Source organism: Ureibacillus sp. MALMAid1270 (assembly GCF_049202975.1).
Classification (GTDB): domain Bacteria; phylum Bacillota; class Bacilli; order Bacillales_A; family Planococcaceae; genus Ureibacillus.
This window is the reverse complement of record NZ_JBMIRP010000083.1, coordinates 1-15,457: the sequence shown is the minus strand read 5'-3', so window position 1 is coordinate 15,457 and position 15,457 is coordinate 1. Positions and strand designations below refer to the sequence as shown.

Below are 15,457 nucleotides of genomic sequence, written 5' to 3'. Positions count from 1 at the left end.
TTTTCTAGTTAATTACACTATACCAAAAGAACGAGGTGTTTTTCATTTTTCATTAACATTGTCAAGTAACATAATGAAAAGGCCGCAGGCCTTTAACAATCAACGTGGATCACCTACTTTATTGGTGCGAAAGTTGAGTTATAAAGTTATTAAATAAAAAACGCATATCTTTCACTTCTGTAAGTTTTCATGTGGAGGGTATTAGAAATACGGAAATAGCGAATCGTGTTGAAGCAATCGATATTACTGCATACGTCACATTTGATAAAGAACTTTCAAAAGAGCAACTAAAAAAGTTAGAAGAACTAGTAATAAAGAATTGCGGGATGATTCAAACGATTATTGGCTCTGTGAAAGTTACTTACAATATTCATTACCACCAATTAACGGATTAAGAAAGGAGCAATTAGGATGAAAAAATATATTCCTTTCATAATCATAGCAATACTTGTGTGTTACGTAATTTTTGACTTTGTGTCAAAAGAATCAATGCTGAATACCACAATAAAAAATGAAGCTAAAACAGAACAATCGATTGAACAAGAAGTGGTGGACGAGTTATTTGATCATACAGGTGAAGATCTAACTGAAACGGGCCATATAGAATCTGGACAAACCTTACCAGAAGTTGAATTTGCTCCCGGTTTCGAACTGTCCGATATGAACGGTGTTTCTGTAAACCTTTCCGACTTAAAAGGAAAAATTGTTATCTTAAACTTTTGGGCAACTTGGTGTCCTCCATGTAGAGACGAAATGCCTCATATGCAAAGTTTCTATGAAAAGAAAAAAGATGATGGCATTGAAATTATTGCTGTTAACTTAACGAACCAAGATGTTGGGCGGCAAGCCATTGAACAATTTGTACAAGATTTTGGCTTAACATTTCCAATTCTGTTAGATGAAGATGGTTATGTTGGGACGTTGTATGAAGTTATGACAATACCAACGAGTTATATTTTGGATGAGGAAGGACGTATTTTTCAAAAGGTAGTTGGTCCAATGGATGAACAAATATTGAATGATATGGTGGATTCAATTCGTATGTATGATGAAGAGTAAGAACTTCTTAGTTCAGTAGCTCAGATACATCTAAATTATTAAAAAAGCAGGAGGTGTCAAATGGCTAGTACAGCAAAGGTCATTTCATTAGCATCAATTTTCTTTAGTATTATCGTAGGTCTACTAATTTATTATTGGATTAGCCCATCAAACAAGGAAGAGATGAAAATTCAATTTGAAAAAGTTGTTAACTTTTTATTGAACTTTATTATCTTTATGTGGATAGCAAAAGTAGTATTAAATATCACAATATTTATAAAAGATCCTCTTGCTGTTTTAGCCTATCCAGCTGACTCAACCGCTTTTTATCTAGCTATAATAGCAAGTTTCACTCGATTAGTATTTAACCAGAAAAATTTAAATCTATTTAACTTTCTTAGTGTCTTGTTACCAGTCGTGTTAACGGCTTCTTTTATGTTTGAATTTACACAATTTATACAAGATCACAATTGGTACTCTTTGACGAATATGATTGTCTTTATGATTCTTGTGACATTTTTTTATTATTTTATTGACAAAATCTCACCGTTAAATTTATATTTAATTCTTTTAATTAGTTGGTTGACCGGGACATTAATTATGTACTTTACACAACCATATGTATCATTTTTCGGGTATTTATTATCGTTACCATTTATTTTCTCTTTCTTTTTATTCAATCTAAGTGTCCTAATTTATCACAAATTGAAGAGGTGAATATATGACTATTGAGACAGATACAGTCCTTCTAGTAGGTATGCTTTTAGCGTTTGGAGCTGGTGCTATTTCCTTCTTATCACCATGTGTACTTCCTTTATTTCCCGCTTATTTATCCTACATTACAGGAATTAGTGTAATGGAAATACAAACAGAACAAAGTACTACGATTCGAAAAAAAATATTAAGCCACTCAATCATATTTTTAATTGGAATAGGTATTGTTTTTATTAGCTTAGGGGCTAGTGCTTCTTATCTCGGGCAATGGTTACAACAGTTATTTATAGGAAATACAGCATTATTAATACAGAGGCTAGCCGGGATCTTTATCATCTTTATGGGATTATTTGTAGCAGGGTGGTTAACGATTCCGGTATTTATGAGGGAAAGACGTTTCCAGTATTCAAAAAAATCTACAAGTTATTTAGGGACATTTTTTGTTGGGCTAGGTTTTGCGGCTGGATGGACACCGTGCATTGGTCCAATTTTTGCATCAATACTATTACTTGCTGCTACCAATCCAAGTCAAGGTCTTATTTATACGTTTATGTATGTCATTGGTTTTGCAGTTCCATTTATAATATTAACGTTTTTCATTGGTTCGTCGAAATGGATTGTAAAAAGAACTGGAATCATTATGAAAGTTGGAGGGATTATGATGATTCTCATGGGAGTCCTTCTATTTTTCGGACAAATGCCACGATTAAGTGCATTTTTATTGAGATTAATTGATGGAACATGGCTATCAAATCTAGGATAGAAAGAGGTAAATGGCAATGAAGAAAGTAATATTTGGACTATTATTAATTGCAATGATTGGATATGCGTTTTATGAGTATAATTCTTCCCAATCTGATACCACAGTTACAAGTAAAAAAACTCCCGTGATCTCATCTAATACGGATATTGAAATTGAAGAAACAAATGAAGTAGGAATTAGACGTGGAAATATTGCACCCAATTTTACGTTAGAAACATTGGAAGGTGAAGTTCTTTCACTGTCAGATTTTAAGGGAAAAAAAGTATTTATTAATTTTTGGGCTACTTGGTGTCCACCCTGCCGCGCAGAGATGCCAGATATACAAAAATTCTCTGAGGATGAAGATGTTCTAGTGTTGGCAATCAACTTAACACATACAGAAGATTCTTTGTTGACAGTTGATAACTTTATTCAAGAAAAAGGATTCGATTTTCCAGTATTAGTCGATGAAAATGGAGAAGTTGCCGAGCTGTTTCGCGTACAAGCTTATCCAACATCCTACATGATTGATACATCGGGAAGAATACAATTCGTTGCATTAGGTGCAATGAATTATGATCTTATGGTTAAGGAATATAAAAAGTTAAAATAAGCACTTAAACTGGGGGGTGTCATTTTGAAACAGAAGATTTTAATTGTTGAAGATGACCAAATGATTCGAAACTTAATCAGGATTTATTTACAAAATGAAGGATATGAAGTGATTGAAGCAGTGGATGGGGAAATGGCCAAAGATATATTTCTAAAAGAGCATCCATGTTTAATTATCCTTGATTTAATGCTTCCGAAAATTAGTGGTGAAGAATTTTGTGAATGGGTAAAAGACCAAGAAAGAAATGAAGTGTCAATTATTATGTTAAGCGCAAAAGTACAAACTGCTGATAAAATCCATGGGCTTCGACTAGGTGCTGATGATTATATGACCAAACCGTTTGATCCTGAAGAATTGCTTGCACATGTAGAAGCTGTTTTAAGGAGGACAGGTCAATTTTGTCAAAAAATTTCACACGGAGGATTATGTATAAAACCAAGGAAAGGTGAAGTTGTTTTATATGACAAAGAAATTCACCTAACGAAACATGAATTTCAATTATTGTATCACTTCATGGAAAACCCAAATATCGTATTACCCCGTGAAAATTTATTAGAGCATTTATATCCATATCTTGAAAAAGAAGTGATGGAGAGAACAATCGATGCTCATATAAAAAAAATTCGAGAAAAAATTGAAGAGAATCCAAGTAAGCCAAAAAGGATTCAAACAGTTCGTGGAATGGGGTATAAGTTTGTTACAGAATAAACTACCATCGTTATTACCAAAGAAGTTTTTGTGGCGTTTAACTTTAGCGAATAGTTTCATAATCATTGCTTTTATATTGATTTCTGGATGGTCCATTTATGAAGCAGCTTGTCAAATATTTGATGAAATGGCGATGTATCAAGAAACAAAATTATTTAAAACTGTTTTATTGCAATACTTATGGATATTTGTTGGGATTTTTATTGTTCTCGCGATTGTCATCCAGTATTACTTTACACGTAAATTGATGAAACCTTTAACAGAATTAATCGAGTCGATGAAAAGCTTAAAGCAAGGTCATAAAGTGCAGAATATTCAATTTCAGTCCGATGGTGAAATGGAAGAGTTAATTTATCATTTTAATGAGTTAGTCAATCAACTGGAGTGCAATAAAATACAACGGCACAAACAACTGACGGATTTTTCTCATGAATTTCGCACACCGTTAACCAATTTAAATGGTTATTTAAAGGCGTTGCAAAGTGGGGTCATAACTGGGGATCAAGAATTATTTCATGCACTTCAACGAGAATCGAATCGACTCATTAGTATGTTAGAACAATTAAAGTCTATTGAAGAACTTGAATATGTGCAAAACCAAAAATTTGTTCAAAAACAAGAAGTTCAAATTACAGAAATCATCAATCAAGTCGTTAAAATGTTTACTTGGACCTTGAAAGGAAAAAATATAGATTTTACTTCAGACATTGATGAACAGTCTATTCAAATCAATCCTACTGGGATGACACAAGTGATTAGTAATTTGATTGATAATGCTATTCGTTATTATGATGGAATATACCCAATTCAGATAACAGGGAAAAGAAAAGATGAATCTTATTGCATTTCCGTCAGTGGACAAGGTCAATTTATTTCAAAGAATGAGCAAGATTTTATTTTTGAACGATTTTACCGAACGGAATCTACGAATAAAACAATTGGTAAAGGATTAGGTTTAGCAATTTCAAAAGAGATTGTTGAGCAGCATGATGGCAATATCCGTATAATGTCAGATGGATATAATCATACGTTCATTGTGACAATTCCCATTTCTTCTAAAAAAGTAAAGCGTATTGATGCAAGTTTTTTAGAAAATCTAAATTAGAAAAAAATTTTGTTTTGCTTGTTGACATTATACCTGTAGGGGTATATTATATGTATATCAGCAAGAGATAAGAAACAGGAAGGAGGCGGCACAAGTGAATTCGTACGATGTTAAAATAAAAAATCGGATGAAACGAATAGAAGGTCAACTTCGAGGGGTATTGAAAATGATGGACGAAGGAAAAGACTGTAAGGCCGTCGTCACTCAATTATCCGCTGTCCGTTCAGGTGTTGACCACACAATTGGTGTCATTGTAAGTCAAAACTTAAAAGAATGTATTTTGGAAGCAAAAAGTAACGAGGCTACCAATGATTCAGTACAAGAAGCAATGGAGTTGTTAGTTAAAAGTCGTTAAAAATTGACTTTTATTTTTCAATAAAAATATACCCGTAGCAGTATATGAGGAGTGTGCAAATGGAAATTTGGTTAGTGATTGCAATTGCGATTGTATTTATCATTTGGCGTATGAGACCGGTAAAAGGAACAAAAACTATATCGACAGATGCATTAAAAGGAATCCTAAATGATAAAGATAAAGTATTTATCGATGTACGAACAACTGGTGAATATAAAGCTCGAAATATTCGTCAGTTTAAAAATATTCCATTAGGATCCGATCTTTCAAAACTTCCGAAGGATAAAGAAATTGTTGTCATTTGTCAAAGTGGAATGCGTAGCGCACAAGCTTGCAAACAATTAAAAAAATTGGGATATGAAAATGTAACTAATGTTCGTGGTGGCATGAGTGCCTGGAGAGGCTAAAAATGAATATAGGAGGACAATGAAAATGAAAGAAATAACTGCAAAAGAGGTTCAACAACGTATAGAAAATGGAGAAAAGCTAAATCTAATTGATGTTCGTGAAGTGGATGAAGTACAAGCGGGTCATATCCCCGGTATTACACATATCCCCCTTGGGCTACTTGAATTCCGTACACACGAACTAGATAAAGATACACCATACATTATGGTATGCCGTTCTGGTGGTCGAAGTGGTCAAGCAACACAATATTTACAAAGCCAAGGTTTTGATGTAACGAACATGACAGGTGGTATGCTTTCTTGGGAAGGGAAAGTTGAATAATTTTTTTGAGATTAATAATACCCTATTAGGTATATGGAGGTTTTTGGAATGTCATTAAAAGCAGATGTACAGTTAGACTGCAAAGGACTTGCATGCCCAATGCCGATTGTTAAAACGAAAAAGGCAATGAATGATGTAAGTGATGGACAAATCTTAGAAGTGCAAGCGACAGACAAAGGTTCAATTGCAGACTTGAAAGCTTGGTCTGAAAGTATTGGACATCAGTATATTGGCAATAAAGAAGAAGATGGTGTCATACGACACTACATCCGTAAAAGTGGTGATGATCATGAATCGGAAAAGAAATTTGAACAAACGATTACCAATGAAGAAGTAATTGATCGTGTTGCTAACGGAGGTATTATTCTTGATGTTCGTGAACAAGCGGAATATGCATTTGGTCATATCGAAGGCTCTAAATCCATTCCCATGGGTGAATTAGAAGATCGCTTAGATGAGCTAGATAAAGACCAAGAAATTTATGTGATTTGTCGTACAGGAACACGTAGTGATTTAGCCGCACAGAAATTAGCGGAAAAAGGTTTTACAAAAGTGTATAACGTCTTACCAGGAATAGGTTCTTGGAACGGCGATTTATCTAAAAAATTATAAAAACAGAAAATGGAGGAATTTTATTATGTCTAACAAAGTAGCAATTATCGCAAGTAACGGTGGGTTATTTGACGCTTATAAAGTATTTAATATCGCAACGGCTGCAGCCGCAACAGAAAAAGAGGTAGCGATTTTCTTCACATTTGAAGGGTTAAATTTAATTCACAAACAAGCGATGCAACAATTACCGATGCCAGAAGGTCGTGAACACTTTGCGGAAGGATTTGCAAAAGCAAATGTACCTAGTATCCCAGAATTAGTAGAGATGGCGAGAGACTTGGGCGTAAAATTCATCGGCTGTCAGATGACAATGGATGTAATGGGCTTAACAAAAGAAGACTTTATTGATGGAATTGAAGTTGGTGGAGCAGTAACATTCCTAGAATTTGCTAAAGATGCAGCACCAACATTAACATTTTAATACCAAAAGAGTTAAATGATGAAATACCTAATATCAGATCATTAGGGAAAACTAGTGGAAGGGAATATACTCTCTTCCACTTAAAAAAACACAAAAATAATACCTATGGGGGTAATTTGATATGACAGTTATTAAAATGACAGCAGCAGAAGTTGCACGAAAAGTAATTGAAAATAAAGAGTTATTTATTTTAGATGTACGTAACAAAGACGCTTTTGAAGACTGGAAAATTGAAGGACATAGCTTTGATTATTTAAATATTCCTTATTTCGATTTATTAGATGGTGTGGATGAAATCTTACCAAAACTACCGACTGATAAAGATGTATTAGTGGTTTGTGCTAAAGAAGGATCGTCTCTAATGGTGGCTGAAATGGTATCAGAAGCAGGACGCGATGTGTTCTACCTTGAAGGTGGCATGAAATCATGGAGTGCATACCTTGAGCCGATTAAAGTTGGTAATTTAACAGGTGGTGGGGAACTATACCAATTCGTTCGTTTAGGAAAAGGCTGCCTTTCTTACATGGTGATTTCAGATGGCGAAGCAGCCATTATTGATGCGGTTCGTTTTACAGAAGTGTTCACAAATTTTGCAAAAGAAAAGAATGTAGAAATTAAACATGTATTTGATACACACTTACATGCAGATCACATTTCAGGCGGTCGTCATATCGCTGAAGCAACAGGCGCTACTTATTACTTACCACCAAAAGATGCAGAGGAAGTCGTATTTGATTACACACCACTTGAAGATGGTTTAACAGTAAAAGTAGGAGCATCTCAAATTGAAGTAGGCGCACTATACTCACCGGGTCATACAATCGGCTCAACATCATTTATCGTTGATAGCAAGTATTTATTAACAGGTGATATTTTATTCATCGATTCAATCGGTCGCCCGGACTTAGCAGGTCTTGCGGAGGATTGGGTAGGCGATCTTCGTGAAACACTATATCGTCGTTACCGCGAATTAGCAGAGGATTTAATCGTTCTACCAGCTCACTTCATGATCATTGAAGAGTTAAATGAAGACGGCACTGTAGCAAAACGATTAGGTGATCTATTTGCAGAAAACCATGGTTTAAACATTGAAAGCGAAGAAGAATTCCGTCATACCGTAACGGATAACTTACCACCACAACCAAATGCCTATGAACAAATTCGACAAGTAAACATGGGTAAAATTACTCCTGACAATGAAGAGCAAACAGAAATGGAGATCGGTCCAAACCGCTGTGCGGTACGCTAATGAATGATGTAAAACAAACTCTGGCAAGGAAAAGGTAAATTCCTTCCTTGCTAACTAATTTTATAAATTAAAAGGAGACAGTTAAAATGGAAGTAAATCAAGTTTTAGACGCAAAAGGATTAGCATGTCCTATGCCAATTGTACGAACAAAGAAGGCAATGGATACACTACAATTAGGTCAAGTTTTAGAAGTGCAAGTAACAGATAAAGGTGCATTATCAGATATTCCGGCATGGGCTACATCAGGTGGACATCAAATTTTAGATCAATCAACAGAAGCAGATGTAATTAAGTTCTTTATTAAAAAAGGATAACTTGAACAATATAATTGGAGGTGGCATACGAGCGTATGTCGCCTCTTCTAGAAAGAAGGAATGAAAATGGATATAGCATGGGTTATTACCATTTTTGCAATTGGATTTGTTGGATCCTTTATCTCAGGGATGGTTGGAATTGGTGGATCGATTATTAAATATCCAATGCTTTTATATATCCCTCCATTATTAGGCTTTGCAGCATTTACTGCCCATGAAGTATCCGGCATTAGTGCAGTACAAGTATTTTTCGCTTCTCTTGCGGGTGTGTGGGCATATAGAAAAGGGGGCTATTTAAACAAATCCCTCATTATATATATGGGTAGTGCTGTTTTAATAGGTAGTATAATCGGAAGTTTCGGATCATCGAATTTATCTGAACAGGCTGTCAACATTGTGTACGGTATATTAGCATTAATTGCTGGACTGATGATGTTTATACCGAAAAAACAAATTGACGATATCCCTTTAGATCAGGTTAAATTCAATAAACCGCTTGCTATCATTTTATCTCTTATCGTCGGTGTTGGTTCAGGGATTGTAGGAGCCGCAGGTGGTTTTCTACTTGTACCAATCATGCTCGTAGTATTAAATATTCCAACACGCATGACGATCGCCACTAGCTTAGCTATTACGTTTATTTCATCTATTGGAAGTACAATTGGTAAATTATCAACGGGACAAGTGGATTATTTACCGGCCGTTATTATGATTGTTGCAAGTATTATCGCCTCCCCATTAGGAGCGAAAGCTGGTAAAAAATTAAACACATCTGTTCTGAAGTGGATATTAGCCGTTTTAATTTTAGGGACAGCAATCAAAATATGGATAGATATCTTATAAAAAAACAGATACCTATATTTTTGGAGTATCTGTACATAAACAATTCTTAAAGGAGAAGAATAACAAAAATAATAGGAGGATTTTATGGATTTTCATTATACTGTTATAACAAATAAAACTATTGATGAAGCAATTGCATCTATTGAAGAAAATCTTAAAGAAAATAAATTTGGGGTTCTTTGGCAACTTAACTTGACAGAAACCTTACAGAAAAAAGGGGTAGACAGTTATCGAAATCCCTACCGAATTCTTGAAGTATGTAATCCAGTAGAAGCAGCACGTGTATTGGAGCGTAATCCATTAGTAGGTTATTTCTTACCTTGTAAAATCACCGTGTATGAAGACGAAGGGAACACGAAAATCGGTCTTCCTAAACCAACTGCAATGATTAGCCTAATTAATGATGGTGAATTAGTGTCTATAGCTGAAAGTATTGAAAAAATCCTCATAAATGTATTAGAAAAAAGTAAATAATGAATAATAGGACAGGAATGCAATGAAAAAATGCATTCTTGTTTTTTCTTTTTATTAAACATCGTTTAAGTTAAGCTTTATAAGATTTTTTTATTTCCTATTTCAACGATAATTATGAAAAAGGAAAAGAAAAACACCTTCAATATTAGAGTTTCTAATCGTTGAAGGTGCAGGGTAAAGAGTATATCTTATTATTAAACAAATAAACGATCAATATCTTCTTGGATTTGTGCAGCATTTCCATCGAACATATCTTTATGCAAATGGATATAGTATTCATCAGTTGTCTTATAATCTTCATGTCCCATAAGGTATTGAAGATGTGTTCTATCTGTTCCTGTTGAAGCCAAATAGGTAGCATAGCTATGTCGTAATCCGTGAGCGGTGATAGCTGGAATATTTAAAGTATTTAAGATGTTTTTTAAGTTAGAATTAAACGAATTGTTACTTAACACCTTTGCTTTACAATCAGCTTTATAAAATAATCGGTTGTTGTTATTTGGAACAAAGCAGTCACTAGCATGGAATTCTTTTAGAATGCTGATGGTTTGTTCAGATAAGGGGATAGTACGTTCTTTTATATCTTGATCATCACTTTGGTTTAAAGTTGGATCTTTTAAGCCTTTGAAGCCAGTTCCTTTCTTATAATCCCATTGCTGGTGAATATGAAGGGTTTTATTTTCGAAATCTATATCCTCCCATCGTATGCCACAAAGTTCACCGTAACGAATACCTGTTGTTGCAGCTAAAATTAGCATTAATCGAATCTCAATGAACAAAGTATCAACTGTGTTAAGGTGGGATAGAAGTTTTTTATAATCTGAACCTTTAATAAACTTTATCTTTTTACTAGAGTCTTTTCCTTTGATGACAACATCAGTAGTAAAATTTATTGTTATTTTATTATTTTCAAAGGCATTTTTTGCAAATGCTCTTATTTTCTTATTTAGCTTTACGTTTGTTGCTTTTGTATTTTTTTGTTGTGCTTCCATAAAATCTTGATACATGTCTTGTGTAATGTTAATAAGAAGTTCATCATCAAAAAACTCATAAATTTTATTTTTTACATTCTTATAGTCATCGATTGTTGAAGGATCAAGTCCTGATTTTTTCTTAATATACCATTGTTCAAATTCAATGTGGAATGGTAATAGTGTATATTTGCTACTTATCTGTTTTCGAAGTTTTTTCAAAGGTTTAAGCTGAGCTTCTATATATTTAGCTGCTGCTTCTGCTTCCTGTCTTGTACGGAAACCTCCTTGTCTAATGGGTTTTTCAGGGTAATTACTAACAGAAATTCCCCAAGAAGTAATTTTACCTTTTTTATTTTTTCTCGGTTTTACACTTGCCATGATTACATAACCTTTCATTTAAAAATTTTATCGAAGTTCTCATCTAAGAATTTTGTCATTTTTTTAGCGTGAAACATCCAAGTTTCTCCTTTGGATGTTGGGTAAGCTACTGGCCCACCGTATCTAACGTCTAGTTTTTTTCGTAAATTGGGTGGGAAAAGAATTTTCTCTTTTATCCAATCGCTTTTTTTTCCAACTCTTTTTTCGAGGTCTTTCATTGTCCAGTAGACTCCATCATATTTTGATTGCTGTAATTCTTCTAACTCAGTTTTCAAAATTAAAACACTGTCAGAAGGAATGGGAATCGTTAAGTTTACTGATAATTGTTGCTGCATTTCCTTTTTCCTCCATATATTTTTAAATCATTCGTAGTAGTAGCAATTTACTAAATGAATGGCGGCAACTCACTTAGTTGCAATACATATTAGCTTCGAAATCTTAATATTTTAAGAGGTTATTAAAAATTTAAATTTTCAGATTTATTTTTACAATTTGATGGATTGGGTAAGGGAGTAAAATCAAGTGGTTTTTTAAAGGACTTTCTTAATTGAAGTAATATTGCAGTATACGTAATTAGGATTACGATAACTTTTTTATATGTTAATCCGTGGTAAAGTGAATTGAATTATTATTTATAACCATATTCTTTGAGAAAAGGATGCTTGTAATCATTGTTCTATCTGATTGGAATTTGATACAAGTCTATTATGGAATATTTAGTGTTTAATCGCTTAGCAGCTTTTTAAATTATCAAAAACAAAAATGAAGGGTGTCAATAAACCCTTCATTAGTGAAATAAAAATACTCAGTGCCTTTTGAGTAGATCCCCTTAAAACTTCAACTTGCTATTACTCTTTTATATATGGCAGTAATAAGGTATACAGGCCCTTTTTTTGTTCAGTAGACAAAGATGAAATTATTTTATTCAATTCCTCGTCTAGTTCTTCTTCAATATCAATCCCTTTATCTTCGTCTTCCTCAATGGCTAATAATGCATTTTTTCCTTCTACTCTTTGAAAAAATTCACTCATAGATATACCGAATTCGTCGCATATTCTTTCAAGCTGAGTAAAGGTAACTTCTTGGTTTCCGCTCTCAATTCTTGAGAGGGAAGGTTGTGATATATTAATGATTTTTGCAAAGTCAACCATAGTATAGGAGTGATTTTTCCTCAAAGTTCTAATTAGTCTTCCAACTTGTAGTGAATTCATAAATATTGACCTCTCTGTCTCTTCTTTTCATTTTCATACTACATTTTTCTGATTTTACAAGCAATCCCTTACGTGTTATTCTTTAAATGGATATATAATCGAAAAGAATAAAATGAGGTGGGAAAATGGTTGATGGTTTCTATAAAGCATTTAGTAATCTAATTGAAACACGACTCGCGGATATTTATAAGAGTGAAGAATACTCGGTTATGACGGAAACAATTTTTCATGAGTTTGAGCAAAAATTATCGTCAAAAGTTGGTGATTTAAATCCCGAAGATAGAGAGAGTTTATTTGAAGACTTTCAAACGGCTATCTTTAATCAAACACATCACCAAAACAAACTTACTTATCGTGTCGCATTTAATGATGCAATGGCATTACTAATGGATACATTTTTAACTCAAAAAAGATAACATGATTAGGAGAAAGAAATGAATATGTATTTATATCAAGGGAAATTGGTTTTCGACATCGTAACCGCAGTAGAAGAAAAAAGTGAAGAAGCAGAAATGAAAAATGATGCCCATGAAAATTTAACAAATGAATTATTCCAAGAATTGCGTGCATTGATTGAGGGGAATGGCTATCAAGTACTTTCGATTGGAGCTAATTTAGAAAACTTCGGTAAAGCAGATCAAGCACAGATAAAATCATTAGAAGAAAGTAAAAAAGAAGCGAATGATAAAGTAAAAGAGATTTATAATAAAGCAAATATTAAAACTTATAGAATTCAGCTTGATTAATAAATTAATTGGAGGAATATTTCATGCTTACTAGATTAAAGCAAGATTTAATAAAACTCCGGAATACCAATATTATTAAGCTACATTTAAGAGGTAAGTCGATAAACGAGATAGCGTCTATATTAAAATTATCTCAAAATAAGGTTTTAAAAATCATCGAAGAATTTGAATTAGATCGAAGGAAATAATTATCCTATAACGCTTTGCAGAAATGCGAGCGTTTTTTATTTATATGGTAAAATCCATTCATAAACGGTTTGCAAAATTACCTCAAAGTTACCATGGGTTTACCTGTACTTTTTGGGGGTAACCTTGGGGTGTACGAAACATATTTGTCGGCGTGGAAGGGTCCAGTTGGATAGTGTGAAATGCAGCAATATCTACGGTTGTATCACTTCAGGTATATGAAGTCGTTCATATACATAATTGGGTATACCTAGATGTACCCAATTAAAGGTATGAAACTGTTTCAAATGTAAGAGGCTTCTTATGATTTCAGGAAGGCTGTAAACCTATTTTTGGAGTTTTTGAGTTCGCACAATATAAAGCCCTTAAATAAAGTAAGTTGTTAATACATTATTTCATTAAAATATATTTAAGGAGAAATACAACTAAATTGGCAATACGAAGTTTATAAAGTCAAAATAGACAGAAGGTGATTTCATGCGAAGAGTAATTGTAAATAAAGTGCGTTGTAAAAAGTGTAATGACATTATTGAATCAAAACATGAGCATGATTTTAAGAGATGTTCATGCGGTAGCATTTTTATCGATGGAGGAAAATATTACCAAAATATGGGTGGGGACTAAATCAGCAAGAAGAAAAATCTGAACTAGACGATTTTATAGATTTTAATTACTCAGTATATGAAGATGATTAAAATGAATTGCTAATTTAATATTCAACCAAATATCTGTTTATTAATAGATACGATTAATAGTATCCATTATTCGATACGACTACTGTTTTAACTCCTTTTATCCTCATATTTTTTGAGTGAACTGTCCTATTAGAGACGATTCATAGTAACGATAAGATTTGTTGGTGCTTCTAGGGCCATAAGGGTTAATTTTGAAGTGAACTTCAATAGATACGATTATAAGTATCTTTTAATAGAATCTAATGTTGGTTCCTCAAAGCTTTTTGTATCTATAATTAGTGGCTATAACACAAATATTTGCAAGCTTATGCCAAATTAAAAGTTTGTTATGTATAAACTTTTGGAGTCAAATGTATTTTGGTATGGAATTTATGTAAAAAGTGTCGTCTCGGTACGGGTTTTGTGTAAAAAGCTACAAATAGTACGGTATTTATGTAAAAGCTTTAGTAGTTAAATGAATATCAGTACGGTTTTTATGTAAAAAGTGCAGTCTTGGTACGGGTTTTTTGTAAAAAGCAGCATTCAGTACTGTATTTATGTAAAAACTTTAGGAGTTTAGTGAATATCAGTACGGAATTTATGTAAAAAGTATCGTCTCAGTACGGGTTTTGTGTAAAGAGCAGCATTCTAGTACGGTATTTATGTAAAAACATTCACACTGTTAGTATATCTTGCTTTTGTATTTTTATGTTTATTTGCCTTATAGATCTCAACCCATTCTTCAAAGTAATTAGCAAATGATTTATCTTTAGTTTGTGTTTGTAAGCCTTTTTGTAGTTTCGACTCCACTTCCATTGCAGCTACTTGTGCTTCTTTTTTTGTTCGGAAGCCACCTTTTTTTATCAGCTTTCGGATTCCATCTACATAGTTATTGACAGAATAATACCAAGTGCTGCCTCGTTTCGTTACACTAGCCATATGTAAAACCTCCAAAACTATCAATATGTAAATTATTTAATAGAAGACTATTAACTTTGAACATTCCAATTCGTTATATCAAGTTTCCTGTTTGCATATTGTTCTAACCGAATTTCAGCAAATTTTTCTTCGACATTAAATACTTGTATAATTTTTTTCACTGAAATGGATTCCTCCATTTCATGCAACATAAAAGTGGGAACGCAGGCATGATACATAAAGTGGTTAGCTTTATATTCCTGGTATTTTCTAAAGCTTTCAGTCATTCGTTTTTGATTTCCAACATGTAGTTGTATATCGCAGCCGAATATTGAGCCATTTGTTAACAAAAAAAGTGAGCCATCAATGATCCGGAATTGTTATTCGATACACACGTCGGCTTTACATTGAGCAATGAGCATGATACCCTGATTCGGGCTCGAAACTACTGTT

Annotated in this window: 23 protein-coding genes; 19 read left to right on the top strand and 4 right to left on the bottom strand. The window is 33.4% G+C overall.

Annotated elements, in window-relative coordinates:
• The first annotated feature begins 140 nt into the window (after positions 1-140).
• From ACOQFO_RS10935 to ACOQFO_RS10860, 16 genes are all read left to right on the top strand, one after another.
• Positions 141-395: an OsmC family protein gene (locus ACOQFO_RS10935; protein WP_421689697.1), complete on the top strand. Its 255-nt coding sequence runs from the start codon at positions 141-143 to the stop codon at positions 393-395.
• A 16-nt stretch (positions 396-411) separates the two neighbouring features.
• Positions 412-1,059: a TlpA disulfide reductase family protein gene (locus tag ACOQFO_RS10930; RefSeq protein ID WP_122972347.1), complete on the top strand. Its 648-nt coding sequence runs from the start codon at positions 412-414 to the stop codon at positions 1,057-1,059.
• A gap of 60 nt (positions 1,060-1,119) precedes the next feature.
• Positions 1,120-1,755 carry a hypothetical protein gene (locus ACOQFO_RS10925; RefSeq protein ID WP_421689696.1) on the top strand — a complete coding sequence of 212 codons (636 nt, stop codon included), beginning with the start codon at positions 1,120-1,122 and terminating at the stop codon, positions 1,753-1,755.
• Between the two features lie 4 nt (positions 1,756-1,759).
• Complete coding sequence (locus ACOQFO_RS10920) at positions 1,760-2,515, top strand: cytochrome c biogenesis CcdA family protein (protein ID WP_122972345.1); 756 nt, start codon at positions 1,760-1,762, stop codon at positions 2,513-2,515.
• Between the two features lie 16 nt (positions 2,516-2,531).
• Positions 2,532-3,107 carry a TlpA family protein disulfide reductase gene (locus ACOQFO_RS10915; RefSeq protein ID WP_122972344.1) on the top strand — a complete coding sequence of 192 codons (576 nt, stop codon included), beginning with the start codon at positions 2,532-2,534 and terminating at the stop codon, positions 3,105-3,107.
• Positions 3,108-3,131: 24 nt separating this feature from the next.
• On the top strand, positions 3,132-3,815 hold the full coding sequence (locus ACOQFO_RS10910) for a response regulator transcription factor (RefSeq protein ID WP_122972343.1): 684 nt from the start codon (positions 3,132-3,134) through the stop codon (positions 3,813-3,815).
• A complete protein-coding gene (locus ACOQFO_RS10905; protein ID WP_122972342.1) occupies positions 3,802-4,920 on the top strand; it encodes a sensor histidine kinase in 1,119 nt (372 codons plus the stop codon). Before ACOQFO_RS10910 ends, ACOQFO_RS10905 begins: the two co-directional genes overlap by 14 nt.
• Positions 4,921-5,014: 94 nt before the next feature.
• A complete protein-coding gene (locus tag ACOQFO_RS10900) occupies positions 5,015-5,275 on the top strand; it encodes a metal-sensitive transcriptional regulator (RefSeq protein ID WP_421689695.1) in 261 nt (86 codons plus the stop codon).
• 59 nt (positions 5,276-5,334) lie between these two features.
• Complete coding sequence (locus ACOQFO_RS10895) at positions 5,335-5,682, top strand: rhodanese-like domain-containing protein (protein WP_421689694.1); 348 nt, start codon at positions 5,335-5,337, stop codon at positions 5,680-5,682.
• 25 nt (positions 5,683-5,707) lie between these two features.
• The gene (locus ACOQFO_RS10890) at positions 5,708-6,004 is read left to right on the top strand and encodes a rhodanese-like domain-containing protein (RefSeq protein WP_122972340.1); all 297 of its coding nucleotides are present in this window, start codon (positions 5,708-5,710) and stop codon (positions 6,002-6,004) included.
• Positions 6,005-6,052: 48 nt separating this feature from the next.
• Positions 6,053-6,616 (top strand): sulfurtransferase TusA family protein, encoded by a 564-nt coding sequence (locus ACOQFO_RS10885; protein ID WP_421689693.1) that lies wholly within the window; start codon positions 6,053-6,055, stop codon positions 6,614-6,616.
• A gap of 25 nt (positions 6,617-6,641) precedes the next feature.
• Complete coding sequence (locus tag ACOQFO_RS10880; protein WP_421689692.1) at positions 6,642-7,037, top strand: DsrE/DsrF/DrsH-like family protein; 396 nt, start codon at positions 6,642-6,644, stop codon at positions 7,035-7,037.
• Positions 7,038-7,158: 121 nt separating this feature from the next.
• Positions 7,159-8,286 carry an MBL fold metallo-hydrolase gene (locus ACOQFO_RS10875; protein WP_421689691.1) on the top strand — a complete coding sequence of 376 codons (1,128 nt, stop codon included), beginning with the start codon at positions 7,159-7,161 and terminating at the stop codon, positions 8,284-8,286.
• 86 nt (positions 8,287-8,372) lie between these two features.
• Positions 8,373-8,600: a sulfurtransferase TusA family protein gene (locus ACOQFO_RS10870; protein ID WP_421689690.1), complete on the top strand. Its 228-nt coding sequence runs from the start codon at positions 8,373-8,375 to the stop codon at positions 8,598-8,600.
• A 66-nt stretch (positions 8,601-8,666) separates the two neighbouring features.
• Complete coding sequence (locus tag ACOQFO_RS10865) at positions 8,667-9,443, top strand: sulfite exporter TauE/SafE family protein (protein WP_421689689.1); 777 nt, start codon at positions 8,667-8,669, stop codon at positions 9,441-9,443.
• Between the two features lie 84 nt (positions 9,444-9,527).
• The gene (locus ACOQFO_RS10860; RefSeq protein WP_421689688.1) at positions 9,528-9,917 is read left to right on the top strand and encodes a DUF302 domain-containing protein; all 390 of its coding nucleotides are present in this window, start codon (positions 9,528-9,530) and stop codon (positions 9,915-9,917) included.
• A gap of 194 nt (positions 9,918-10,111) precedes the next feature.
• Here ACOQFO_RS10860 and ACOQFO_RS10855 read toward each other — a convergent pair whose 3' ends face one another.
• The 3 genes from ACOQFO_RS10855 to ACOQFO_RS10845 all read right to left on the bottom strand — a co-directional run bounded on the left by ACOQFO_RS10855 (position 10,112) and on the right by ACOQFO_RS10845 (position 12,480).
• Complete coding sequence (locus ACOQFO_RS10855) at positions 10,112-11,269, bottom strand: tyrosine-type recombinase/integrase (protein WP_421689687.1); 1,158 nt, start codon at positions 11,267-11,269, stop codon at positions 10,112-10,114.
• Between the two features lie 14 nt (positions 11,270-11,283).
• Positions 11,284-11,604: a DUF771 domain-containing protein gene (locus ACOQFO_RS10850; RefSeq protein WP_122972332.1), complete on the bottom strand. Its 321-nt coding sequence runs from the start codon at positions 11,602-11,604 to the stop codon at positions 11,284-11,286.
• 513 nt (positions 11,605-12,117) lie between these two features.
• Positions 12,118-12,480, bottom strand: coding sequence for a helix-turn-helix domain-containing protein (locus ACOQFO_RS10845; protein WP_122972331.1), 363 nt, complete (start codon positions 12,478-12,480; stop codon positions 12,118-12,120).
• Positions 12,481-12,605: 125 nt separating this feature from the next.
• Between ACOQFO_RS10845 and ACOQFO_RS10840 the strand changes: the two genes are divergently transcribed.
• The 3 genes from ACOQFO_RS10840 to ACOQFO_RS10830 all read left to right on the top strand — a co-directional run bounded on the left by ACOQFO_RS10840 (position 12,606) and on the right by ACOQFO_RS10830 (position 14,036).
• A complete protein-coding gene (locus ACOQFO_RS10840) occupies positions 12,606-12,896 on the top strand; it encodes a hypothetical protein (RefSeq protein WP_421689686.1) in 291 nt (96 codons plus the stop codon).
• Positions 12,897-12,914: 18 nt separating this feature from the next.
• Positions 12,915-13,226, top strand: a complete 312-nt coding sequence (locus tag ACOQFO_RS10835) for a hypothetical protein (RefSeq protein WP_421689685.1) — start codon at positions 12,915-12,917, stop codon at positions 13,224-13,226.
• A gap of 663 nt (positions 13,227-13,889) precedes the next feature.
• Positions 13,890-14,036 (top strand): DUF7695 domain-containing protein, encoded by a 147-nt coding sequence (locus tag ACOQFO_RS10830; protein ID WP_421689684.1) that lies wholly within the window; start codon positions 13,890-13,892, stop codon positions 14,034-14,036.
• Between the two features lie 710 nt (positions 14,037-14,746).
• On the opposite strand, the gene ACOQFO_RS10825 is transcribed toward ACOQFO_RS10830, so the two are convergent.
• On the bottom strand, positions 14,747-15,025 hold the full coding sequence (locus ACOQFO_RS10825) for an Arm DNA-binding domain-containing protein (RefSeq protein WP_421689683.1): 279 nt from the start codon (positions 15,023-15,025) through the stop codon (positions 14,747-14,749).
• Between the last annotated feature and the right edge of the window lie 432 nt (positions 15,026-15,457).